The following is a 22,281-nucleotide window of genomic DNA, read 5'->3' as shown; positions in this document are numbered from 1 at the left end:
TCGCCCTGAGGGCCGTGTCCGTTTGACAGGTCCCTGGCGGAGTTCATACTATCGCAATTGAATATAACGAATGTTGTCAATTGATCTCACGGTCGGGACGACGGAAGGAGCGGAGCGACGGTGCCCCACACAGCGGTCGATTCCCCGGAGCAGCGCCTCACCCTGCGCGTGCGCGCCATGCGCCTGGAAGCGCGTGACGTGCTGTCCCTCGAGCTCGATGCCCCCGACGGCGCCGAGCTGCCGGCGTGGGAGCCGGGGGCGCACATCGATCTCCGCTTCGCGAACGGCGTCGAACGCCAGTACTCCCTGTGCTCCGACCCCGACGACCGCTCGATGTGGCGGGTCGCGGTCCTCGCCGAAAGCCCCAGCCGCGGCGGTTCGCGCCACGTGCACCAGAGCCTGCGCGTCGGCGATCTCGTCACCGTGTCGGCCCCCATCAACCACTTCGCGCTCGCACCAGCCGCGGAGTACGTCTTCATCGCCGGCGGCATCGGCATCACACCGATCCTGCCGATGCTGGCCGACGCCACCAGGCGTGGCGTCCCCTGGCGTCTCGCCTACCTCGGCTCGGCGGGGGAGCGCATGGCGTTCCTCTCGGCGCCGCAGCTCGCAGGCGGAGAGACTCTGCTCGTACGCGGCGACGCCGACGACCGCCTTGACCTGGCCGCGTGGATCGGCGCCCCTGCGGCCGACACCGGTGTGTATGCCTGCGGCCCCGAGCGGATGCTCGACGCGCTCGAACAACTCAGTGCCGACTGGCCGCGTGGTGTGCTGCACGTCGAGAGGTTCCAGGCCAAGACCTTCGGCGAATCGCAGGGGGCCGACTCCTTCGAGGTCGTCGCCAGCCGCTCCGACCTCGTCGTGACGGTCGACCGGGGCTGCAGCATCCTCGAGATGCTCGAGAACGCCGGCATCGGTGTGCCGAGCTCGTGCCTCGAGGGCGTGTGCGGCACCTGCGAGACCGCCGTCATCGATGGAGCCCCCGAGCACCGGGACTCGATCCTCACCCCGGACGAGCGGGAGAGCAACGAGACGATGATGATCTGCGTCTCCCGCTCTCTCGGCGACCGGCTCGTCCTCGACATCTGACCCACGAACGGAGCGACCAATGGACACCGGAACCGCATACGGGCTGCGCCTCGGACAGCCACTCAACGAACTCGCGCAGGTCGGCCCCGGCACGCCGTACGGCGAGGTGCTGCGCCGCTACTGGCACCCGGTCGCCAAGGTCGAGGACGCGACGACGCGCCCGATCTCGCTGCGGGTGCTGGGAGAGGAACTCGTCCTGTTCCGCACCAGGAAGGGCAAGGCGGGTCTCCTGCACCCGCGTTGCATCCACCGCGGCGCCTCGCTGTTCTACGGCGGCGTCGAGGACGAGGGCATCCGCTGCTGCTACCACGGCTGGGTGTTCGACACCGAGGGGCACTGCCTGGAGCAGCCGTGCGAACCCGAACTCGGCCTGCACCGCGACCGCGTGCGGCAGCCGTGGTACCCCGTCGAAGAGCAGTACGGCCTGATCTGGGCCTACATGGGACCGCCGGAGAAGAAGCCCGTCCTCCCGCGCTACGACACGCTCGAGGAGCTGAGCGACGACGAGCAGCTCATCGTGAACGACCAGGGAGTGGGCGGCGGCGGCCCTGCCGAGCTCGACTTCAACTGGCTGCAGCACTGGGAGAACGTGATGGATCCGTTCCACGTGCCGATCCTGCACGCGCGCTTCAGCGGCAACCAGTTCACACCCGAGATGGCGCTGATCCCGGAGGTCGAGTACGAGTACACGCCGCTGGGCGTGCGGAGCATCCAGATGCGCGAACTCGGCGACGGACGCCAGCTGCGCCGCGTCACCGAGGTCATCTTCCCGAACCTGCGCGTGGTCGCCAGCCCGAAGCTCTCCTCGGGACAGACGAACATGATCGGCTGGGTCGTGCCGATGGACGACACGCACTTCCGCATCTTCACGGTCGCGCGCGACAGCGACCCCGACTTCCTCGCGAAGCTCCGCTCCACGCACGAGGGCAAGCCGTGGAAGGAGCTCACCGACCTGGAGCACCAGCGTCTTCCCGGCGACTACGAGGCCCAGAAGTCGCAGGGAGCCATCTCGCTGCATTCCGAGGACCACCTCACGACGACCGACCAGGGCATCGCGATGATCCGCCGCATGATGGCCAAGCAGCATCGTGCCGTCGCAGCGGGCGGCGATCCGGTCGGCGTGTTCTTCGACGAGTCGGAGCGCCTGGTGCGCATCGAGGGCGGCAACTACTTCGAGGGAGCCCCGGACGCGCCGCTGCTCGCCGACGCGGTGGACGACTGACATGGCCAAGTACACGGCGCGACCGCCACGGGGCGACCGGCCGGTGCTCGTCCTCGGCATCAGCGACGTCGTGGTGATCGAGGGTGAGCCGACGGTGCCCGTCACGATGCACCACCTGTCGGCGTGGGGGCGCTGGGTGCGCGACGTCGCGATCCCGGACGCCGCGGCGCAGCGCCTGCACGACCTCGCCGCGCATTTCGACATCGTGTGGGCGTCGGAGTGGGGGCACAACGCCCACACGGCGTTCCGCGAGCCGCTCGAGCTGCCGGAGGAGCCATGGCCGTTCCTTCCGGTGCAGTTCGACAAGCTCGCCCACATCCGCCGGTACGCCGACGGTCTGCCGTGGGTCTGGGTCGACGACCCGCTCGTCGACCTGAGCGGCGAGCCCCCGGAGTGCGAGGACGGCATCGTGGTGCGGGTCGACCCCGCCGCGGGCATCCTCAGCCCGGATGTCGATGATCTGCTGACGAGGACGCGGGAGCTCGTCGAGCGCCGCACGAAGGAGGAGGACGCATGACGGACGCCGTCGCGATCGTGGGCGGACGGGTCGTCACCGGCCTCGGCGAGGAGTTCGATGGCGGCGCGGTGCTGCTGGTGGACGGCCGAATCGAGGCCGTCGGCGCCGACGTCGTCGTGCCGGCGGGTGCGCGCGTGATCGATGCGGCGGGATGCTGGGTGCTGCCGGGGCTCATCGACCCGCACAGCCACATCGGCGCCCACGAGGAGGCGAACGGGCCCGCCGGCTTCGACGGCAGCGAGGTCTCGTCGCCCGTCACCGCCGGAGTGCGTGCCGTCGATGCGATCAACATCGAGGACATCGCCTTCCGCGATGCGCTCGCCGGCGGCATCACGGCGGTCGTGGTGAAACCCGGATCGGGCAACCCGATCGGCGGACAGAGCGTGGCCATCAAGACCGCCGGCGGCCGCTCGGTCGACGAGCAGGTGATCCGCGCGGCCCTCGGCATGAAGTCCGCGCTCGGCGAGAACCCCAAGCAGGCGTACGGGGAGCGCAAGCAGCTGCCGTCGACCCGTCTCGGGATCGCGCTCGTCATCCGGCAGGCGCTCATGGACGCGCGGGACTACGGGGCGCGGCGGGACAAGGCCAGGGCCGAAGGGGCGCCGTTCGCGGTGAACCTCGGCATGCAGGCGCTCACCGAGGCGCTCGACGGCACCCTGACCTGGGAGCAGCACGCGCACCGCCACGACGACATCGCCACCGCACTGCGCATCGCGGAGGAGTTCGGTCTGCGCCTCGTGCTCAACCACGGCACCGAGGCGCACAAGCTCGCCGACGTCCTCGCCGCCCGCGACGTCCCGGTCATCTTCGGGCCGATCCTCTCGAGCCGGTCGAAGGTCGAGGTGCGCGAGGCCGACCCCGCGAACCTCGCCGCTCTCGCGGCTGCCGGCGTGCGCGTCGCGCTCACGACCGACCATCCCGTCGTGCCGATCGGCCTGCTGGCGATGCAGGCCGCCGTCGCCGTGCGGGCGGGACTCCCGCGGCAGACAGCGCTCGCCGCGATGACCTCGACCGCAGCGTCCATCGCCGGCATCGACGACAGGGTCGGCGCGCTGGAGCCGGGGAGGGACGGCGATGTGGTTCTGTGGAGCGGAGACCCCCTCGACGTCGCCTCGACCGTGCGGGAGGTCCTCATCGACGGCCGCACCGTGTACGTGTCGGGCGGGGCATCGCAGAAGGAGAATGCATGACGCTGCGTGATGACGCCGCCCGGTTGCTGCCGGAGCTGGTGACACTGCGGCGGGAGCTGCACCGCATCCCCGAGCCGGGCTTCGACCTGCCGCAGACGCAGCGCGCCGTGCTCGACGCACTGGACGGACTCGGGCTGGAGATCACCTGCGGCACCGACCTGAGCTCGGTCACCGCCGTTCTTCGCGGGGCCGTCGACGGTCCCTCCGTGCTGCTGCGCGGCGACATGGATGCGCTCGCGATCATCGAGGAGACCGGTCTCGACTATGCCGCGACCAACGGGGCGATGCACGCGTGCGGACACGACCTGCACGTCGCAGGGCTCGTGGGCGCCGCGCGGCTGCTCGCCGCGCGCCGCGACCGCATCGCGGGGTCCGTGGTGTTCATGTTCCAGCCCGGCGAGGAGGCAGGGGGCGGGGCGCCGCTCATGATCCGCGACGGTGTGCTCGAGGCCTCGGGACGCAGGGTCGAGGCCGCGTACGGCATCCATGTCGGCCCGGGGGAGCGCGGACGGTTCCAGCTCAAGCCCGGCACGATCATGGCCGGTGCGAACGTGCTGAAGGTTCGCGTGCACGGGCGGGGCGGGCACGGCTCTCGTCCGCAGCAGGCCGTGGATCCGGTGCCCGTGGTGGCAGAGCTCGTACTCGCCCTGCAGGCGTGGGTGACGCGCCGCGTCGATGTGTTCGACCCCGTGGTGCTGTCCGTCACGACGCTCTTCGCGGGCGAGATCACGAACGTGATCCCCGAGGAGGCCGGGTTCGCGGCGACCCTGCGAACCCTGTCCGAGGCCTCGATCGCCCAGGCGCAGGCGGAGCTGCCTGCGCTCATCGAGAGGATCGCCGCGGCGCACGGCTGCACGGCCGACGTCGAGGTCATCGTCGGCTACCCCGTCACGGTCAACACGGCGCCGGAGACCGCCGCGGCGACGGAGGTGCTGCGGGACACGTTCGGCGACGACCGCGTGGAAGAGCTCGACGTCCCCTGGATGGCATCCGAGGACTTCTCGTTCGTGCTCAGGGAGGTGCCGGGCACATTCCTGTTCCTGTGCGCGACCCCGCCGGACGTCGACCCCGACGACATCCCGATGAACCACTCGCCGCACGCGCAGTTCGACGACGCCGTGCTGGGCGACCAGGCGGCCGCGCTCGCCGCGCTGGCCTGGCGGCACGTGGGGGTCGGGGACGCGTAGCCCCGCTGCAGCGTCCGTCGGACAGTGCCGCGGCGTCGGTGTCAGCGGCCGAGGGTGCGGTGGTCGAGCACGGCCTTGCGGCCCACCTCAGGGTCGCCGGAGCGGATCGCGGCGATGAGGGCCTCGTGGATGCGCAGACGCTCGTCCGTGTCCTGGCGGAACCCGGGCACGGCCAGGGCGTCCTCGCTCGCGGCGCCGGTGGTCTCGCCCTCGATGTAGTCCACGAGGTTGAGGTAGAACGTGCGCAGCACGGCGTTGGGCGAGATCTCGGCGATCCGTCGGTGGAGTCGCCAGTTGCCGTGCAGGCCCTCGATCGGGTCGTGCCAGTGCTCCGTGAGCTCCGCCATCACGGCGTCGAGGTCGGCGATGTCGGCATCCGTGCGGTTCTGCACCGCGTCCTGCATGACCGCCTCGTCGAGCGCATCCAGCACCTTGATGACGTCGTTCACGGGCGCACCCGTCTGCCGCAGACGCAGCACGCTGTGCGCCAGGCGGATCAGCGGCGACTGGTCGGCGACGAAGATGCCGCCGCCGGGTCCAGGGCGCAGGTCGACGGAGCCGCGGGCGCGCAGCACGCGCAGCGCTTCGCCCAGCGTCGCCGGTGCCACGCCGAACTGCTCGCACAGCTCCTGCCGCGTGCCGATCCGGTGTCCCGGCTCGAGCCCTTCGGACTTGATCATCGCCTCGACCTCGGTGACCACGCGGTCGGCGACGGACTGCGCGGGGGCGACGCGCTGGAACGTGCGCGCTTCATCCTGAGTGGTTGCCACGGGGGTCCTTCGGTCGGAGGGGGCGGATCTCTCACATCCTAAGGAGCGAGCGACGAGTGGGGGCGGTATCCCCGGGCGATTCTCCCATTTGCCATAATTGAATGTATCTAATACAGTCAATCACGCAATGCTGCTCACGAGAGGAAACAGATGACCGACCACACCGGTGGCGATCTGCTCGCAGACTCCCTCATCAACCAGGGAGTCTCACGGATCTTCGGTATTCCGGGCGTTCAGCTCGATGCCGCCGCAGACGCCCTCCACGCCCGCGCCGACAAGGTCGACTTCCTCTGCGCCCGCAACGAGCAGGCCACGACCTACATGGCGGACGGCTACGCACGGAGCACCGGAGACGTCGGCGTCGCGATGGTCGTGCCGGGACCGGGTGTCTTGAACGCCCTCTCGGGCGTCGCCACCGGATACTCCGCGAACTCGCCCATGCTCCTCATCGCCGGACAGATCGACTCGCAGGCCATCGGACGTGGTCTCGGCGCCCTGCACGAGATCCCCGACCAAACCGGCATCCTGCAGCGGCTCACGAAGTGGACGGGCACGGCCCGCTCCGCCGATGAGATCCCCGGCCTCGTCCACGAGGCCTTCACCCAGCTGCGCACCGGGCGACCGCGCCCCGTCGCGATCGAGGTGCCGCCGGACGTGCTGGCGGCCACGTCGCGCGCCGCGGCCGCCGAGCGCGTCGCCGCCGCACCTCTGGCGCCCGACGAAACGCAGATCCGCGCGGCCGCCGCGCGCCTCGTCGCCGCGAAGCGCCCGATGATCGTCGTCGGCGGCGGAGTGCTCGCGGCGAACGCGTCGGTCGCGCTCCAGGCACTGGCCGAGGCGCTGGAGGCGCCGGTGCTGATGACGGAGAACGGCCGCGGTGCGATCGACGCCAGGCACCGCCTCGCGTTCGACGCACTCGCGCTCCGGGCCTTCCGCGAAGACGCCGACCTCGTGCTCGCGGTCGGAACGCGCTTCGTCTCCACGTTCGGCACGCAGGTCGACACGAACGGCGCCCCCGTCATCCTCGTCAACGCGGAGGCGGCCGACCTCGAAGCGCCCAGGGCCGCAGTGCAGACCCTGCACGCGGACGCCCGCCTCGCCCTGGCGGCGCTCGCGGCGGAGGTCGGGTCGCCGGCGCGCGAATCGCGCGAGAGCGAGTTCGCCCGGGTGCGCACGTGGATCGCGGAGCAGTTCGCCGACATCGCCCCCCAGCGCGAGTACCTCGGCGCCATCCGCGGAGCGCTCCCCGAAGACGGCGTCTTCGTCAGCGAGTTCACCCAGGTCGGCTACGCGGCCAGTGCGTCGTACCCCGCATACCAGCCGCGCACCTACATCGGGCCCGGCTACCAGGGCACCCTCGGCTACGGCTTCGCCACCGCGCTCGGCGTCAAGGCGGCCGACCCCTCGCGGGCCGTGGTCTCGGTGAACGGCGACGGCGGGTTCTCGTGGACGCTGCAGGAGCTGTCCACCGCCAAGCGGTACGGCCTCGGACTCGTGACGATCGTCTTCCACGACGGCTTCTACGGCAACGTGCGCCGCATCCAGAAGAACCGCTACGGCGCGCGGTACTTCGCGAGCGATCTCACCAACCCCGACTACGGCAAGCTCGCCGACGCGTTCGGGATCCGCTCGGCGCGGGCGTACACCCCGCAGGAGCTGGCCGGGGTGCTCGCGGATGCCGTGCCGGCCAACGAGCCGATCCTGATCGACGTCCCGGTGGGGGAGTTCCCCTCGCCGTGGCACCTCATCCACGAGGGTGTGCCGCGTCCGGCGCCTCTCGCACCCGACGCGCACCTCGTGCAGAGGGCCGGGGTCTGACATGGTCATCGGGCACGACATCGCCGGCATCAGGGAGGACGCCGCAGGGCAGGCCTCCATCGATGTCGTCAGCCCGGCCGACGGCACCGTGATCGGTGCCGTCGTCGCAGGAGGTCCCGCCGACGTCGATCGGGCGGTGGCCGCGGCCGCGGACGCGTTCGGCAGCTGGTCGACGACGCCGATGTCACAGCGGATCGCTCATGTCGAGGCGCTCGCCGAGGGGTTGGCGCGCCACCGGGAGCTGCTCGCTGAGACGTTGAGCGCCGAGATGGGCTCGCCGATCGCGTTCGCGCGTTCCGCCCAGGTGGGGGTCGCGATCGCCGACCTCGCGCGTCTGGTCGAGGCCGCGCGCTCTCACGTCGAGCGCGAAGCGATCTCGAACTCGCTCGTCGTGTCGGAGCCGGTGGGTGTGGTCGCGGCCATCACCCCGTGGAACTTCCCGCTGCACCAGATCATGCTCAAGGTCGGCGCTGCGGTACTGGCCGGGTGCACCGTGGTGCTCAAGCCGAGCGAGGTCGCTCCGCTCAACGCGGCGATCGTCGGCGACATCCTCCGCGAGATCGGACTCCCTGCCGGCGTGGTCAACATCGTGCACGGCGACGGCGCCGGGGTCGGTGCACCGCTCGTGGCGCACCCCGGCGTCGACATGGTCACCTTCACCGGTTCGCGACAGGTCGGCGAGCACGTGGCGCGCGCGGCCGCCGCGACCATCAAGAAGGTCGCCCTCGAACTCGGCGGCAAGTCCGCGGCGATCGTCCTCGACGATGCGCCCGTCGAGGAGTCGGTGCGGGGTGTGCTGGCCTCGTGCTTCGCGAACGCCGGGCAGACCTGCGCCGCGCAGACCAGGGTGCTGGTGCCTGCGGGTATGCAGGAGGCGTGGCAGCGCGCCGCCGTCGAAGTCGCGGCAGGCTGGGCGCCGGGGGATCCGCGCGTCGAGGTCACTGCGACGGGCCCCCTCGCCTCCGAGCTGCAGCGCGAGCGCGTTCGGGCGCACATCGCCACCGCGATCGACGAGGGCGCGCGCGTGCTCACCGGCGGCCTCGATATCGTCGAACCGACGGCCGGTGGCGCCTACGTGCAGCCCACGATCTTCACCGATGTGACGCCCGACATGCGGATCTTCCACGAGGAGGTCTTCGGTCCGGTGCTCACGATCACTCCCTACGCCACGGTCGATGAGGCTGTCGACCTGGCGAACGACAGCGTGTACGGGCTGTCGGGCGGCGTGTGGTCGAGCGATCCTCGACGCGCGCTCGACATCGCGCTGCGCATGCGCACGGGGACCGTCGGCATCAACGGCGCCGGGCTCGACGTGGGTGCTCCCTTCGGGGGCTACAAGCAGTCGGGCGTCGGCCGGGAGTGCGGGGTGCACGGGTTCGAGGAGTTCCTCGAGCTCAAGTCGGTGATGGGCGCCGCCGCCCTCGTCGACGACCATTCGTGACCGGTAACAATCTCGAAACACCGCCGACACGAGGCAATAAAGAGCAATTCATAACATTCAATTAGGTGGAACCCGCCCGAGGGTTCTGTGAAGAGAGGACACCCATGAGACGCAGCATCGTAGCCGCGGTCGTCGGCGTGACGGCACTCGCCCTGACCGGCTGCGCCGGCGGGGGAGACGGCGGAGGGGCAGGCACGGTCGAGAAGGCCACGATCGCCATCGCCGCGGATCCCGGTTCGCTCAACCCGATCACGAACGCCACCCAGGCAGGGCAGGAGGTCTCGGCGTACCTGTACGAGACGCTCATGTCGTTCGCCCACGGCAAGGACGCCGAGGGCCTGCTCGCCGAGAGCTGGACCGAGTCCACGACCGAGGTCTCGTTCGTGCTGAAGGACGGCATCGTCTGCACGGACGGTTCCGATCTCACGGCATCAGACGTCAAGGCCTCGTTCGACTACGCCGCGGATCCGGAGACGGCCTCGCCGTACGCCGGCGTCTACTTCCCCGGCGAGGGCCTGACGGTCGAGGCCGACGACGCCTCGCGCACCGTGACGTTCACCAGCGCGCAGCCGCAGAGCTTCCTGCTCAGCAACATCGGCCAGATGCCCGTCGTGTGCGCGGCCGGTGTCGACGACCCCGCGTCGCTCGACGCCACCCCCGTCGGTACGGGCATCTACACGCTCGAGGACTCCTCGCCCGGCCAGACCTACACCCTCGCCCTGCGCGACGACTACACCTGGGGTCCCGGTGATGTGACCAGCGAGACGGAGGGCCTGCCGAAGACCGTCGAGCTCGAGGTCGTCGACACCGAGCCGACCCGCGCCAACATGCTCCTGTCGTCCGAGATCAACGTCGCCGAGGTCGGCGGCACCGATCGCGACCGGCTGGAGAGCGGCGACCTGTTCACGATCGACGTGCCGGCGCGACCGGGTCTGATGTTCTTCAACCAGGCCGAGGGGCGTCCCACCAACGACCTGCTCGTGCGGGAGGGCATCGCCGGGGGCATCGACCGCGACGAGGTCGCGTCGGTCTCCACGGGCGGCCGCGGCGAGCTGATGACCTCGCTCGTCTCCTCGTTCACCGCGGTGTGCGTCGGGGCCGATGCCACGACCTCGCTGATCGGCTTCGACGCCGATGCCGCGGCCGCATCGCTCGACGAGGCCGGCTGGACGGTCGGCGCCGACGGCGTGCGCGAGAAGGACGGCGCGAAGCTCGCCCTGAGCTTCGTCTATCCGTCCACCGAGGCGCAGTCGGTCGTCGCCGGCATCGAGCTCATCCAGCAGCAGCTGGCCGAGATCGGCGTAGAGGTCACTCCGAGCCCGTCGTCGTCGTACACCGACGTCATCTTCCAGGGCGGCGACTGGGACCTCATCTGGGCCCCGATCTCCACGACGCTGCCCTCGACCTGGGCCGGCATCCTCGCGGGAGACTTCCCGCCGAACGGCGGCAACTGGACATACAACACGAACCAGGAGTTCTTCGACCTCACCGCCGAGGCGCAGCAGCTGGCCGGCGAAGAGAGCTGCGACGCCTGGACGGCGGCACAGGCCTCGGCGATCGGTAACCTCGAGGTGATGCCGTTCGCGGAGTCCACCAGCACGCTGTACGGCGCCGGCGTGGAGTTCGAGGTCACCACCAACGGACTGCTCATCCCGACGAGCCTCCGAGGCTAGGAGCCGCATGCTGGACCACGCGTCCGCCAGAACGGATACCGTGGCGGTGTTTCTCCGGAAGCGCCGCCACGGCAACCCCTGGCTGAGATTCCTCCTGCGCCGCACCCTGCGGATGCTGGTGGCGATGTTCGTGATCATCGCGGTCGCGTTCTTCGTCCTCCGGGCATCCGGCGGCGACCCCGTCCGCGCCGCACTCGGCGCGACGGCCGACGAGGCCGTGGTCCAGGCGCGGCGCGATCAGCTGGGTCTCAACGACCCTCTGATCGTGCAGTTCTGGAACTATCTCACCGGCATCCTCCACGGGGATCTGGGTTCCTCCCTGATCACCGGCCGGTCGGTGTCCGAGCTCGTGCAGAACCGGCTGCCGGCGACGCTGGAGCTCGCCGGCATCTCGTTCGTGATCGTGCTGCTCGTGGCGATCCCGGTCGGCCTCGGGGTCGCGATCCTCACGCAGGGCAGCCGACGCCGGGGCGTCGAGGTGTCGTTCACCGGGATCACCGGCCTCATCGCGGCGATCCCCGAGTACCTCCTCGGCGTCGCGCTGGTCGTGGTCTTCGCGGTGGGACTGCACTGGTTCCCCGTCGCCGGACGTTCCGGCCCCGCCTCGTACGTGCTGCCGGTGCTGGCGATGACCGTCGCCTCGTGGGCGTCGCTGTCGCGCATCGCCCGCGTCGAGGCGCTGAACACGCTCTCCGACGACTACGTGCGCACGGCCCGCTCCAAGCGCATCCCCGCATCGTGGGTCTACTTCCGTCACGCGCTGCCGAACATGCTCACCGCGACCCTCACGATCGGCGGCACCCTGCTGTCGACCATGGTGGCGTCGAGCGTGCTCGTGGAGAAGGTGTTCAACTGGCCCGGCCTCGGCTCGGCCTTCGTCGACGCCATCGCCACGAAGGACTACGGCATCGTGCAGGGCCTGGCGCTCGTGTACGCCGCGATCATCCTCGTCATCACGCTCGCGGTCGACATCGTGCTGTCGCTCCTCGACCGGCGCACCACCCTCCTGGAGACGACCTGATGCGTTCGATCCTCACCTTCCTGCGCAACCCGCTCGGTGCGATCAGCGCCGTGATGGTGCTCGTGCTCGTGTTCCTGGCGCTGTTCGCCCCGGAGATCTGGGGTGCGCAGGCGAACCAGACCGACACCTCGGCGCTCCTGCAGGGACCGAGCGATGCGCACCCGCTCGGCACCGACGGACTGGGCAGGGACCTGCTGCTGCGCACCCTCGTCGCGACACGACTGTCGCTCGGCATGGCACTGATCGCCACGGTGATCGGACTCGTGTTCGGTCTGCTGCTCGGCGCCCTGCCCTCCGTGCTCGGACCCCGCGTGCAGCGGCTGTTCAGCTCGATCATCAGCACCTGGCTGGCCTTTCCCGTGCTGCTGGTCGCGATGCTGACCGTGATCCTCCTCGGGCCGAGCTCGACGTCGGCGGTGATCGCTCTGGGCCTCACGATGGTGCCGTCGTTCGCCCGCCTCGCCCAGACGCTGTCGTCGCGCGTCGGCGGTTCCGAGTACCTCGCGGCTGCCCGGATGTTGGGCGTCTCGCGCGGGCGGCAGTTCACCCGCTACGTGCTCCCGAACATCGCGGAGCCCATCATCGTCAATGTCACGCTCTCGATCGGCGGAGGCCTGCTCGCGCTGTCGAGCCTGAGCTTCCTCGGTGTCGGCGTGCAGCCGCCGGACTACGACTGGGGGCGCATGCTGAGCGAGGCGTTCGATCAGGTGTACACGAACCCGACGGCGGTCGTCGGTCCCGGTGTCGCCGTGGTCTTCGCAGGCGTCGCCTTCGGGACGCTCGGCGAGTCGCTCGCCGCCCACCTGCGCAGCCACGGCAGGGGCAGCGTGCTGTCTCGTCGCAAGCTCGGTCCGGCGCCGCGCGTGCCGCAGCGCGAGAGCGTGCCGGACGAGGGTGCGCTGCTCGTCGTCGACGGACTCTCGGTGTCGTTCCCCTCGCCGTCCGGATGGGTGCGTCCGGTGCAGGACGTCACCTTCTCGGTGGCGCCGGGGGAGATCGTCGGCGTGGTCGGCGAATCCGGCAGCGGCAAGTCCGTCGCGCTGATGGCGATCGCCCAGCTCTCCGCCGCGGGTGCCGCCGTGACCGCGCAGCGACTGCGCTTCGACGGCGACGATCTGCTCGAACTGCCGCCCGCCGTGATGAAGAAGCGGCTCGGCACCAAGATCGGCGTCGTCTTCCAGGACTCGCTCACGGCCCTCAACCCTGCTCTGCGCGTTGGTACGCAACTCGCAGAGATCCCGCGCTTCCACGCCAAGAGCGGGCGGGCGGCCGCACAGGCCTCGGCGGTCGCCGCGTTGACGGATGTCGCGATCGACGAGCCGCAGCGCCGGGCGCGACAGTTCCCGCACGAATACTCGGGCGGGATGCGGCAGCGTGCGCTCATCGCGATGTCGCAGATCGGCAAGCCGCGGCTCATCATCGCCGACGAGCCGACCACGGCGCTCGACGTCACGGTGCAGCAGCGGGTGCTCGCGCTGCTGCGCCGGGAGTGCGAGGAGACGGGTGCGGCCGCGATCGTGGTGTCGCACGACATCGCGGTCCTCGCTGAACTCTGCCAGCGGATCCTGGTGATGTACGCGGGGCGCATCGTGGAGGATGTGGACGTGCGCCTGCTCGCCACGCCGGAGAAGCTCGCGCACCCCTACACGCGGGCGCTCGCCGAATCGCTGCCCGACCTCGACACTGATCGCGTCCAGCCGCTCGCGACGATTCCGGGTGAGCCGCCAGACCTGTCGCTGCCGCTCGTCGGCTGCGGTTTCGCCCCGCGATGCCCATTCGCGACCGAGCAGTGCCGGGCGGTGACGCCGGAACCGCTGGCGCACGGCCACGGCGGACGCGTCGCCTGCTGGCACCCCCAGGACGGGGTGCCGATCGAGGGCATCCTCGGAGAGCCGGTCGTGCTGACGGGCACCCAGAACACGCAGGAGGTGCGCTGATGGCCGAACTCGTCGTCGAGGATCTGGTCGTGACCTTCGGGCACGGCGACTCCTCGTTCAACGCCGTGGACGGCGTCTCGCTCACGGTGCCGCACGGCAGCATCGTCGGTCTCGTGGGGGAGTCGGGATCGGGGAAGTCGACGATCGCGCGCGTGATCGCCGGTCTCCAGCCTGCGACCGCCGGTCGGCTGCTGCTCGACGGCGAAGAGCTGCGTCCGGCGACCGGTCGACAGCGCCTCGCGCGCGCCCGCGACGTGCAGATGATCTTCCAGGATCCGTACTCCTCGCTCAACCCGCGCATGACCATCGGCGCCACGCTCGACGAGGCCCTGGCCCTTCACAGCACCGGAAACGCGCGGGAGCGCGCGGCCGGCGTGAAGGAGCTGCTGCGCCTGGTGCGGCTCAAGTCGGGCACGGTCGACCAATATCCTTCGCAGTTGTCCGGCGGCATGCGGCAGCGCGTCGCGATCGCGCGGTGCCTCGCCGTGAAGCCGCGGCTCATCATCGCCGACGAGATCACCTCCGCCCTCGACGCCTCCGTCCAGGGCGCGGTGCTCAACCTGGTGCGCGAGCTGCAGCGTGAGCTCGAGCTGTCGGTGCTCTTCATCACGCACAACCTCGCCGCGGTGCGCTACATCGCCGACACGACGGCCGTGATGCGCAAGGGCAGGATCGTCGAGCTCGGCGACGCCGACGAGATCGTGTCGAACCCCCAGCACAGTTACACGCAGTCCCTCGTGGCCGCCATCCCGCGCATCCAGAACGCGGGGACCGACCACCTCCTGCACGCGATCGGATCCTGAATGACCCTGCTCGACGACGCCCGCGACCTGCTCCCCGGACTCGTCGCCCTCCGCCGCGCGATCCACGCCGACCCCGAGCTCGGGCTCGAACTGCCCCGCACGCAGGGCCGGGTGCTCGACGCCCTGGAGCCGCTCGGTGTGGAGGTCACGCTCGGGAACGGCCTGAGCTCGATCGCCGCCGTGATCCGCGGGGCCCATCCCGGCCCCACCGTGCTGCTGCGCGCCGACATGGACGCGCTTCCGCTCACCGAAGACACCGGGCTCGACTACACCGCGTCCGGCGAACGCATGCACGCGTGCGGGCACGACCTGCACGTGGCCGGTCTCGTCGGAGCGGCGCAGCTGCTCGCCGCCCGGCGCCAGGAGCTGCACGGTGACGTGCTGCTGATGTTCCAACCGGGAGAGGAGCTCGGCGACGGGGCATCGCGGATGCTCGCCGAGGGCCTGCTCGACGTCACCGGCTCCCGTCCGGTGGCCGCCTTCGGCATCCACGTGGTCCCGGGCGAGTTCGGGGTGTTCTCCACGAGGGCTGGCGCTCTGATGGCGGGGGCGATCGAGGTGGAGGTCACGATCACCGGATCGGGCGGGCACGCGTCGGCACCGCACCTCACGCGCGACCCCGTGCCGGTGGCGGCCGAGCTCGTGACGGCGCTGCAGTCGTTCGTCACGCGGCGCTTCGACGTGTTCGACCCGGTGGTGCTCAGCGTCACGCAGCTGCATGCCGGCGGGCCTGCGCGCAACATCATCTCCGACACCGCGTCGCTCGTCGCCTCGGTGCGCGTGCTGTCGCACGAGAACAGCGCCCGCGTCCAGGCGGAGGTCCCCGCCCTGGTGCAGGAGCTGGCCGCGGCGCACGGCTGCACGGCGACGGTCGACGTCACACTGCTGTGCGCCCCCACCGTGAACGATGTGCAGGCGGTCGAGCACGTGCGCACCACCCTGCAGGGACTGTTCGGCGAGGAGCGGGTGTGGGAGACCGCGCACCCGGTCATGGGGTCGGAGGACTTCTCGTTCGTGTTGGAACAGGTCCCCGGTGCGTTCCTGTTCCTGCGCGCGACCCCGGAGGACGTCGACCTGGAGACGGCCGCACCGAACCACTCGCCGACCGTCGTGTTCGACGACGCGGTGCTCGCCGATCAGGCGGCCGCGCTCGCCGCGTTCGCCCTCGGTCGCCTCACGGCCTGACCGGGGTGGGCATGCGCCGAGCCCCGGTCGCCGCGATGGTCACCGCGTCAGGAAGGCGCGGAGATCGGCGTTCAGCTGCGCCGCGACCTCGGGGTCGCTGTACATCATGTGACCCGCCCGATACCAGTGCGATTCGGTGCGCTCGCGCGGCAGACCGAAGTGCCGCAGCAGGTGGTCGGCGGCCCCCACGGTGGTCAGCGCGTCGTAGACCCCGGTGCCGATGAAGAGTCGCGCATGCGGGTTCTGCTTCATCCACCGTGAGAGCCGCGCCGGGTAGGGGTAGGTGTGGAACGGCGACGGTCGGCCGTAGGTGGGGAACGCCGCGCCGCCCTGCTCCTGCCAGTCCCAGTGACGGCCGGCCTCCGTGTCGACGACCCGGTACGGCCGTGCGGAGTCGTCGCCGAACACATCGTGCCGCAGGCGCGACAGCCCGGTGACGTACCGAGGGGAGAGCGCGGTGTCGGCGGGGTCGTGGTCGAGCTCCCCGAGGCGGCGGTCGGCAGCGGGGGCGCGGTATCGGCTGTCCGTCACACCCAGCACCTGGCCCGCGAGCAGCCGTTCGCGGAAGTCGGTCTTGCTGATCCACAGTCGGTCGCGCACGAGTTCCTCGGCCGGGATGCCGATCATCGCGGACAGCCGCTCGGCGACGGCGGCCCGGTCGGCCGCGGGCAGCTCATCGCCCTGCAGCATGGCCGTGGCCAGATCGCCGCGCGCGAAGTCGAGGGCTTCCGCGGTGGCGTCCTCGACCGTAGCGTGCCCGCGCGATCCGGTGCCGTGATACCAGGCGGTGGCGGCCTTGTAGGGCAGGTTGGCGAGGGCGCCGACGATGCTGCCCGGCCGGTCCTGCGTCTCCTGTATGTTCACGGCTTGACCGAGCAGCGCGATCCCGGCCAGCGGTGCCGTGTCCATGCCGTGCGGGTTCGTCGCCAGGAACGCCGCGCGCAGCGTGCCATAGCTCTCGCCGAGGAAGTACGTCGGCGCGTCCCAGCGGCCGTGCCGGTCGCGCCAGTCGCCGATCGCGGCCGCGATCGCGTCGGCGTCGCCCTCCACGGTGCGGAAGAGCGAGTGGTCGGCGTCGTCTGCGAAGGTGCCGAAGCCCGTGCCCGGCGCGTCGAGGAACACCAGGTCGGCGACGTCGAGGATGCTCGACGGGCTCTCCTCGATGCCGTACGGCGGCTGGTCGGCGTCGTCCGGGTGCACAGGGATGCGCGACCGCCACGGCCCGATGCCGCTCAGGTGCAGGTAGATCGACGAGACACCGGGCCCGCCGTTGGTGAGGAACACGACCGGTCGGCCGGGGGCGTCGACCGTGTAGCTGAACGCCGACACCGTGCCCTGGGGTGTGCCGTCGGAGCGCCGCAGCGGCAGCTCCTCCACCCGTGCGACGTACTCCAGCTCGCCGAGCCGGCCCGCCGTCTCGTGCGCGCTCATCAGCGCGCGGTGGCGTCGCGGTAGAAGTCGTCGAGGTCGCGCTTCATCTTCTCCACTGCGTCCTCGTCCACGAACGTCATGTGTCCGGATTCGTAGAACGTGAAGCGGATGTTCTCGCGCAGCGACGGCGCGAGGTACAGGTGCGCGACGTCGATCTCCGGTCCGAAGAACGGCGTCGCGAGGTCGTAGTACCCGCCCATCACGAACACCCGCAGGTTCGGATTGCGCCGAACGGCCGCGGAGAGGTCGAGCGACACGTCGGGCACGAGCTGGGGCGCGTCGACCCCCGGTGCCTTGTGCTTCCAGTCCCAGGCGCGGGAGATGGGCATGTTGTGCAGGTGCCGGTAGTGCAGGTCGCTCGTGAAGCCGATGTCCTCGACGAGATGCGCCCGGTAGGTCGACAGGTGCGCGCTGTTGACCCCGGCGGTCGCCGCATCGTCCGTCGCGGGGTCGTGCGAGCCGCCGCCGACCACGTACTGGTGTTCGGCCGTGAACCGGGTGTCGAAGCGGCCGATCACTCGTCCTTCGTCGGCCAGCAGCGCATAGCGGTACTGCTCCATGCCGATGCGGAAGTGGTTCTTCTTCAGGAGCGCGGCGTCGAGGCCGATCAGGGCGCTCATCCGTTCGGCGACCTCGTTCTCGACCTCGGGCGAGATCAGGTCGCCCTGCAGCAATGCCGCCGCGAACGGTCCCTGGGCGAAGGCCCTCGCCTCCTCCAGGAACGGTTCGAGCTCCTCGTGTGCCGTGCGCGCCCTGCCGTGGTACCAGGCCGTGGCGGCGAACGAGGGGAGCAGGTTGATGTACTCGCGCGGGCCGCCGAGGTTACTCTCGCCCCAGTTGAGCACGGTCGACAGCAGTACGACGCCGTTGAAGTCGAGGCCCTGGTTCTGCAGACGGTGCACGAGCGACGCGGCGCGCGTGGTGCCGTAGGACTCGCCGAACAGGAACCGCGGGGCGTTCCAGCGGTCGGTGATCGTCAGCCAGCGGGTGATCGCCCGGGCGAACGCGTCGACGTCCTGGTCGACGCCCCACACCTCGGACGCTGTCGCGTCGCCGCTCAGACGCGAGTATCCGGTGCCGGGTGCGTCGATGAACACCAGGTCGGACTCGGTGAGCAGCGTGTGCGGGTTGTCACCCGTGACGTAGGGTGCCGGCGGCGTCGCCCGCGGTGTGTTGGTGGGTGTGCGCCGCGGACCGAAGCCGCCGATGTTGAGCCAGAGACTCGCCGAACCGGGGCCGCCGTTGAAGAGGAAGGTGACGGGGCGTGCGGGCGCCCCCTCTTCGCGATCCGCGACGTACGAGGTGTAGAACACGTTGGCGAGCGGCCGGTGCTCGTCATCGCGCACGATCACCGTGCCGGCGCCCGCGGTGTAGTCGATCGAGCGTCCTCCTGCCGTGATGCGGTGGCGGCGCGAGGTGAACGTCTCGGTGTCGGCGTCTGCGGCGGCGGGGGTCTGCTCGGTCACGGGGCTCCCTCGGGATCAATGAGTGAATTGAATATATCTTAATCACTCGCTGGCGTGACGTCCGAGGAAGTTGTAGACCTCGTTGTCGTCCACGCCGGGGAACGCGCCGCGCGGCAGCGGCGAGAACATGTGGGTGTGCACGCGTGCGCTCGGCCAGGCCTTCCCGTTCCAGCGTTCCGTGAGTTCGGTGGACGGGCGACGGCAGCAGGATTCGTCAGGACAGGTCGACACCGCGCGATCGTTCGTCTCGCGTCCGCGCCACCAGCGCGCGTCGTCGAACGGCACGCCGACGGTGACCGAGAACTCGCCGTCGGTCGAGGAGCCGGTCTGCGTCGAGCACCAGAACGTGCCGGAGGGCGTGTCGGTGTACTGATGGTGCTCGACCGTGCGGTTCTGCTGCGTGAAGGCAGCGCGGGCTTGGAACTTGCGGCACACGCGCTGCCCCTCGACGGCGCCCGTGACGTCCATCGGCAGCGGCAGGTCATCGTTCTCGTACACGCGGGTGATCGCGCCGGTGGAGTCGACGCGCAGGAAGTGCAGCGACATGCCGAGGTGCTGCGTGAGCAGGTTCGTCATGCGCATGCCGGCGGCCTCGTGCGTGACGCCGAACCCGTCGCGGAAGTCCTCGACGGCGAGGTTGCGGTCCTTCTTCGCCTGCTGCAGAAAGGCGACGGCCGCGGTCTCGGGCATGAGGCAGCACGCGGCGAAGTAGTTGATCTCCAGGCGCTGCTGCAGGAAGTCGGCGTAGTCGGTGGGCGGGGTGTGTCCGAGCAGCCGGTGCGCCATGGCCTGCAGGGCCATCGAGCGGAGGCCGTGCCCGCCGGGGATCGACGCGGGCGGCAGGTAGATGCGTCCGTTCTCGAGGTCGGTGACCGAGCGGGTGGAGTGGGGGAGGTCGTTGACGTAGATCAGCTCGAAGCCGAGCTTCTCGGCCATGATGCTCACGGTGCGGTGTGTGAGCGCGCCCTGTGTGTGGCCCGCCGCCTTGAGCTGCTTCTCGGCCAGCCGCTCGATGTCGGGGAGGTAGTTGTTCTGGGCGCGCATGCGCAGTCGCAGCTCGGTGTTGGCGCGTCGCGCCTCCTCGGGCGTCGCGATGGCTTCGCGTTCGCGGCGCTCCAGCTCGTGGTGCAGGCCGAGGATCGATTCGATCGTCTCGTCGCTCATGCCCTTCGTGACGCGCACGGGCGCGATGCCGAGCTGCCGGAACAGGGGACTCTCCTGCGCCCGCTCGAGCGCGATCTCGAGGGCTGCACGTCGGTTCGGGGGCTCGCCCGAGATCAGGTCGGTCACCTCGGTCTTCGTCGCCTGTGCGATCGCCTGCAGGAGCGACAGCTTGGGCTCGCGCTTGCCGTTCTCGATGAGGCTCAACTGCGAGCCGGCGACGCCGACCAGCGCGCCGAGCTCATCGAGCGTGTACCCGTTGTCCAGCCGGTGATGCCGGATGCGATGGCCGAGAGTCGTGAGGTGGATGCCGGAGGACGCCATTGTTTGAGTCTAGCGAAAGAATCAAGATTCTTATCGTTCGAATTGGCGAAAACTTCCCCAGGAGTGCGAAGAAGATGGATGCAACGCCCCACACATCTAAGGAGCAGTCATGGCCATGGCCGAAGTCTTCACGCCCCGCACGTCTCCCGTCTCCGCGACGCGCACGTTCGGCACGGCGCCGACGTATGACACTCCCGCGATGGCGGAGCTGGCCGCGTGGGTCGAGGAGATCCGCGAGCTCACCCAGCCCGACGCCGTGCATTGGGTCGACGGCTCGCGGGCCGAGAACGACTGGCTGCTGCGCGGGCTCGTCGACGAGGGCAAGCTCATCAAGCTGAACCCCGAATGGCGTCCCGGCTCCTTCCTGGCCCGCTCGCACCCCAGCGACGTCGCCCGCACCGAGGGTCGCACCTTCATCGCCTCGGAGCGCGAGGAAGACGCCGGCCCCACGAACAACTGGGCTGATCCCGCCGAGATGCACGCCAAGATGGACGAGATCTTCGCGGGGTCGATGCGCGGCCGCACCATGTACGTCGTCCCGTTCTCGATGGGCCGCGTCGGCGGGCCGCTCTCGCACATCGGCGTGCAGATCACCGACAGCGCATACGCGGTGGCCTCGATCGGCATCATGACACGCGTGGGCGACGAGGTCACCCGTCAGATCGCCGAGGGTGCGCCGTGGGTCAAGACCGTGCACTCGGTCGGTGCCCCGCTCGCCGCGGGTGAGCCCGACGTCGAGTGGCCGTGCAACGACGACAAGTACATCGTGCACTTCCCCGAGACGCTCGAGGTCTACTCGTACGGGTCGGGCTACGGCGGAAACGCCATCCTCGCGAAGAAGTGCTTCGCGCTGCGCATCGCCTCCGTGATCGCCCGTGACGAGGGCTGGCTCGCCGAGCACATGCTGCTCATCCGCGTGATCGACCCGCAGGGCAAGGCCTACCACGTGGCCGCCGCCTTCCCCTCGGCGTGCGGCAAGACGAACCTCGCGATGCTGCGCCCGACGATCCCCGGCTGGAAGGTCGAGACCCTCGGCGACGACATCGCCTGGATCCGCCCAGGAGAAGACGGTCGCCTCTGGGCCATCAACCCCGAGGCCGGCTTCTTCGGCGTCGCGCCCGGTACCGGCGAGTCGACCAACGTCACGGCGGTCGAGACCCTGTGGGGCAACACGATCTTCACGAACGTCGCGCTCCGGCCCGACGGCGACGTGTGGTGGGAGGGCCTGACCGACGAGGCGCCCGCGAACCTGATCGACTGGGAGGGCAACGAGTGGACGCCCGACTCCGGTCGCCCTGCTGCGCACCCCAACTCGCGCTTCACGGTGTCGGCGGCGCAGTGCCCGCAGATCTCCGAGGACTGGGAGGAGGCCGTGCCGCTCGACGTCATCCTCTTCGGCGGACGCCGCGCGAGCAACGTGCCTCTCGTGGTCGAGGCGACCGACTGGACGCACGGCGTCTTCCTGGGCTCGAACATCTCGTCCGAGCGAACCGCCGCGGCTGAGGGCACCGTGGGCGAGCTGCGTCGCGACCCGTTCGCGATGCTCCCGTTCTGCGGCTACAACATGGCGGACTACTTCGGGCACTGGCTCTCGGTGGGCCGGGGGCTCCGTTTCGACCGTGCACCGCGCATCTTCCAGGTGAACTGGTTCCGCCGCGGTGCGGACGGCCGCTTCCTGTGGCCCGGGTTCGGCGACAACTCGCGCGTCGTGGACTGGATCATCCGTCGCGTCGCCGGCGACGTCCCCGCGGTCGACAGCCCGATCGGACGCCTCCCGCGCGTGGAAGACCTCAACCTCGACGGACTCGACCTCCCCGCCGCCGACCTCGACGAGCTGTTCTCGGTCGACGCCGAGGCGTGGAAGACCGAGGCCGACCTGACCGAGGAGTTCTACGACACGTTCGGCGACAAGGTCCCCGCGGCGCTGCGCGCCGAGCTGGCCTCGCTGCGCTACCGCCTCGCGAAGGCGTAGCCCACAGACCGGTGCCGGTTCGGGGGAACCGGCACCTTGGGGCCCCACGCCCAGCAGATCCGCGAAGGCGGGAC

At 70.2% G+C, this 22,281-nt stretch carries 17 protein-coding genes; 13 read left to right on the top strand and 4 right to left on the bottom strand.

Annotated features, from left to right (window positions below; genetic code table 11):
* The first annotated feature begins 120 nt into the window (after positions 1–120).
* The 5 genes from AB0E56_RS14855 to AB0E56_RS14835 are packed head-to-tail and all read left to right on the top strand — an operon-like array spanning position 121 to position 5,205.
* A complete protein-coding gene (locus AB0E56_RS14855; RefSeq protein ID WP_359800205.1) occupies positions 121–1,089 on the top strand; it encodes a PDR/VanB family oxidoreductase in 969 nt (322 codons plus the stop codon).
* 19 nt (positions 1,090–1,108) lie between these two features.
* Complete coding sequence (locus tag AB0E56_RS14850) at positions 1,109–2,311, top strand: aromatic ring-hydroxylating dioxygenase subunit alpha (protein WP_359800202.1); 1,203 nt, start codon at positions 1,109–1,111, stop codon at positions 2,309–2,311.
* A 1-nt stretch (position 2,312) separates the two neighbouring features.
* Positions 2,313–2,828: a hypothetical protein gene (locus tag AB0E56_RS14845; protein ID WP_359800199.1), complete on the top strand. Its 516-nt coding sequence runs from the start codon at positions 2,313–2,315 to the stop codon at positions 2,826–2,828.
* Positions 2,825–4,018: an amidohydrolase gene (locus AB0E56_RS14840; RefSeq protein ID WP_359800197.1), complete on the top strand. Its 1,194-nt coding sequence runs from the start codon at positions 2,825–2,827 to the stop codon at positions 4,016–4,018. Before AB0E56_RS14845 ends, AB0E56_RS14840 begins: the two co-directional genes overlap by 4 nt.
* Positions 4,015–5,205, top strand: a complete 1,191-nt coding sequence (locus AB0E56_RS14835; RefSeq protein WP_359800196.1) for a M20 family metallopeptidase — start codon at positions 4,015–4,017, stop codon at positions 5,203–5,205. Before AB0E56_RS14840 ends, AB0E56_RS14835 begins: the two co-directional genes overlap by 4 nt.
* A 41-nt stretch (positions 5,206–5,246) precedes the next feature.
* Here the strand turns inward: AB0E56_RS14835 and AB0E56_RS14830 are convergent, their stop codons facing one another.
* On the bottom strand, positions 5,247–5,975 hold the full coding sequence (locus AB0E56_RS14830; RefSeq protein WP_359800194.1) for an FCD domain-containing protein: 729 nt from the start codon (positions 5,973–5,975) through the stop codon (positions 5,247–5,249).
* A gap of 150 nt (positions 5,976–6,125) precedes the next feature.
* Here AB0E56_RS14830 and AB0E56_RS14825 point away from each other — a divergent pair, with 150 nt between their 5' ends.
* The 7 genes from AB0E56_RS14825 to AB0E56_RS14795 all read left to right on the top strand — a co-directional run bounded on the left by AB0E56_RS14825 (position 6,126) and on the right by AB0E56_RS14795 (position 15,853).
* Positions 6,126–7,793, top strand: a complete 1,668-nt coding sequence (locus tag AB0E56_RS14825; protein WP_359800192.1) for a thiamine pyrophosphate-dependent enzyme — start codon at positions 6,126–6,128, stop codon at positions 7,791–7,793.
* 1 nt (position 7,794) lies between these two features.
* On the top strand, positions 7,795–9,234 hold the full coding sequence (locus tag AB0E56_RS14820) for an aldehyde dehydrogenase family protein (protein WP_359800190.1): 1,440 nt from the start codon (positions 7,795–7,797) through the stop codon (positions 9,232–9,234).
* A 104-nt stretch (positions 9,235–9,338) separates the two neighbouring features.
* Entirely contained in the window at positions 9,339–10,907 is a 1,569-nt protein-coding gene (locus AB0E56_RS14815; RefSeq protein ID WP_359800187.1) for an ABC transporter substrate-binding protein, read from the top strand.
* 7 nt (positions 10,908–10,914) lie between these two features.
* On the top strand, positions 10,915–11,928 hold the full coding sequence (locus AB0E56_RS14810) for an ABC transporter permease (RefSeq protein WP_359800185.1): 1,014 nt from the start codon (positions 10,915–10,917) through the stop codon (positions 11,926–11,928).
* Positions 11,928–13,865, top strand: a complete 1,938-nt coding sequence (locus AB0E56_RS14805) for a dipeptide/oligopeptide/nickel ABC transporter permease/ATP-binding protein (RefSeq protein WP_359800184.1) — start codon at positions 11,928–11,930, stop codon at positions 13,863–13,865. Before AB0E56_RS14810 ends, AB0E56_RS14805 begins: the two co-directional genes overlap by 1 nt.
* The gene (locus tag AB0E56_RS14800; RefSeq protein ID WP_359800182.1) at positions 13,865–14,668 is read left to right on the top strand and encodes an ATP-binding cassette domain-containing protein; all 804 of its coding nucleotides are present in this window, start codon (positions 13,865–13,867) and stop codon (positions 14,666–14,668) included. Before AB0E56_RS14805 ends, AB0E56_RS14800 begins: the two co-directional genes overlap by 1 nt.
* Entirely contained in the window at positions 14,669–15,853 is a 1,185-nt protein-coding gene (locus tag AB0E56_RS14795) for a M20 family metallopeptidase (protein WP_359800181.1), read from the top strand. It begins immediately after the preceding gene.
* A gap of 39 nt (positions 15,854–15,892) precedes the next feature.
* Here AB0E56_RS14795 and AB0E56_RS14790 read toward each other — a convergent pair whose 3' ends face one another.
* Genes AB0E56_RS14790 through AB0E56_RS14780 form a run of 3 tightly spaced genes read right to left on the bottom strand, consistent with a single transcriptional unit; the run spans position 15,893 to position 20,235 of the window.
* Positions 15,893–17,284 (bottom strand): hypothetical protein, encoded by a 1,392-nt coding sequence (locus tag AB0E56_RS14790; protein WP_359800178.1) that lies wholly within the window; start codon positions 17,282–17,284, stop codon positions 15,893–15,895.
* On the bottom strand, positions 17,284–18,750 hold the full coding sequence (locus AB0E56_RS14785) for a hypothetical protein (RefSeq protein WP_359800175.1): 1,467 nt from the start codon (positions 18,748–18,750) through the stop codon (positions 17,284–17,286). The genes AB0E56_RS14790 and AB0E56_RS14785 overlap by 1 nt, the downstream gene beginning before the upstream one ends.
* Positions 18,751–18,792: 42 nt before the next feature.
* Positions 18,793–20,235 (bottom strand): helix-turn-helix transcriptional regulator, encoded by a 1,443-nt coding sequence (locus tag AB0E56_RS14780; protein WP_220174066.1) that lies wholly within the window; start codon positions 20,233–20,235, stop codon positions 18,793–18,795.
* Between the two features lie 109 nt (positions 20,236–20,344).
* Here AB0E56_RS14780 and AB0E56_RS14775 point away from each other — a divergent pair, with 109 nt between their 5' ends.
* Positions 20,345–22,207, top strand: a complete 1,863-nt coding sequence (locus AB0E56_RS14775; RefSeq protein ID WP_359800173.1) for a phosphoenolpyruvate carboxykinase (GTP) — start codon at positions 20,345–20,347, stop codon at positions 22,205–22,207.
* The last annotated feature ends 74 nt before the right edge of the window (positions 22,208–22,281 follow it).

This window comes from Microbacterium sp. NPDC028030 (assembly GCF_040637855.1).
Lineage (GTDB): Bacteria > Actinomycetota > Actinomycetes > Actinomycetales > Microbacteriaceae > Microbacterium.
The sequence above is the reverse complement of the archived record's forward strand: the minus strand, read 5'-3'. Positions and strand labels throughout refer to the sequence as shown.

What these genes read in the sequence shown, in the direction of transcription:
- AB0E56_RS14850 (WP_359800202.1), top strand. Translation starts at nt 1,109, where the DNA reads ATGGACACCGGAACCGCATACGGGCTGCGCCTCGGACAGCCACTCAAC.
- AB0E56_RS14845 (WP_359800199.1), top strand. Translation starts at nt 2,313, where the DNA reads ATGGCCAAGTACACGGCGCGACCGCCACGGGGCGACCGGCCGGTGCTC.
- AB0E56_RS14840 (WP_359800197.1), top strand. Translation starts at nt 2,825, where the DNA reads ATGACGGACGCCGTCGCGATCGTGGGCGGACGGGTCGTCACCGGCCTC.
- AB0E56_RS14835 (WP_359800196.1), top strand. Translation starts at nt 4,015, where the DNA reads ATGACGCTGCGTGATGACGCCGCCCGGTTGCTGCCGGAGCTGGTGACA.
- AB0E56_RS14825 (WP_359800192.1), top strand. Translation starts at nt 6,126, where the DNA reads ATGACCGACCACACCGGTGGCGATCTGCTCGCAGACTCCCTCATCAAC.
- AB0E56_RS14820 (WP_359800190.1), top strand. Translation starts at nt 7,795, where the DNA reads ATGGTCATCGGGCACGACATCGCCGGCATCAGGGAGGACGCCGCAGGG.
- AB0E56_RS14815 (WP_359800187.1), top strand. Translation starts at nt 9,339, where the DNA reads ATGAGACGCAGCATCGTAGCCGCGGTCGTCGGCGTGACGGCACTCGCC.
- AB0E56_RS14810 (WP_359800185.1), top strand. Translation starts at nt 10,915, where the DNA reads ATGCTGGACCACGCGTCCGCCAGAACGGATACCGTGGCGGTGTTTCTC.
- AB0E56_RS14805 (WP_359800184.1), top strand. Translation starts at nt 11,928, where the DNA reads ATGCGTTCGATCCTCACCTTCCTGCGCAACCCGCTCGGTGCGATCAGC.
- AB0E56_RS14800 (WP_359800182.1), top strand. Translation starts at nt 13,865, where the DNA reads ATGGCCGAACTCGTCGTCGAGGATCTGGTCGTGACCTTCGGGCACGGC.
- AB0E56_RS14795 (WP_359800181.1), top strand. Translation starts at nt 14,669, where the DNA reads ATGACCCTGCTCGACGACGCCCGCGACCTGCTCCCCGGACTCGTCGCC.
- AB0E56_RS14790 (WP_359800178.1), bottom strand. Translation starts at nt 17,284, where the DNA reads ATGAGCGCGCACGAGACGGCGGGCCGGCTCGGCGAGCTGGAGTACGTC.
- AB0E56_RS14780 (WP_220174066.1), bottom strand. Translation starts at nt 20,235, where the DNA reads ATGGCGTCCTCCGGCATCCACCTCACGACTCTCGGCCATCGCATCCGG.
- AB0E56_RS14775 (WP_359800173.1), top strand. Translation starts at nt 20,345, where the DNA reads ATGGCCATGGCCGAAGTCTTCACGCCCCGCACGTCTCCCGTCTCCGCG.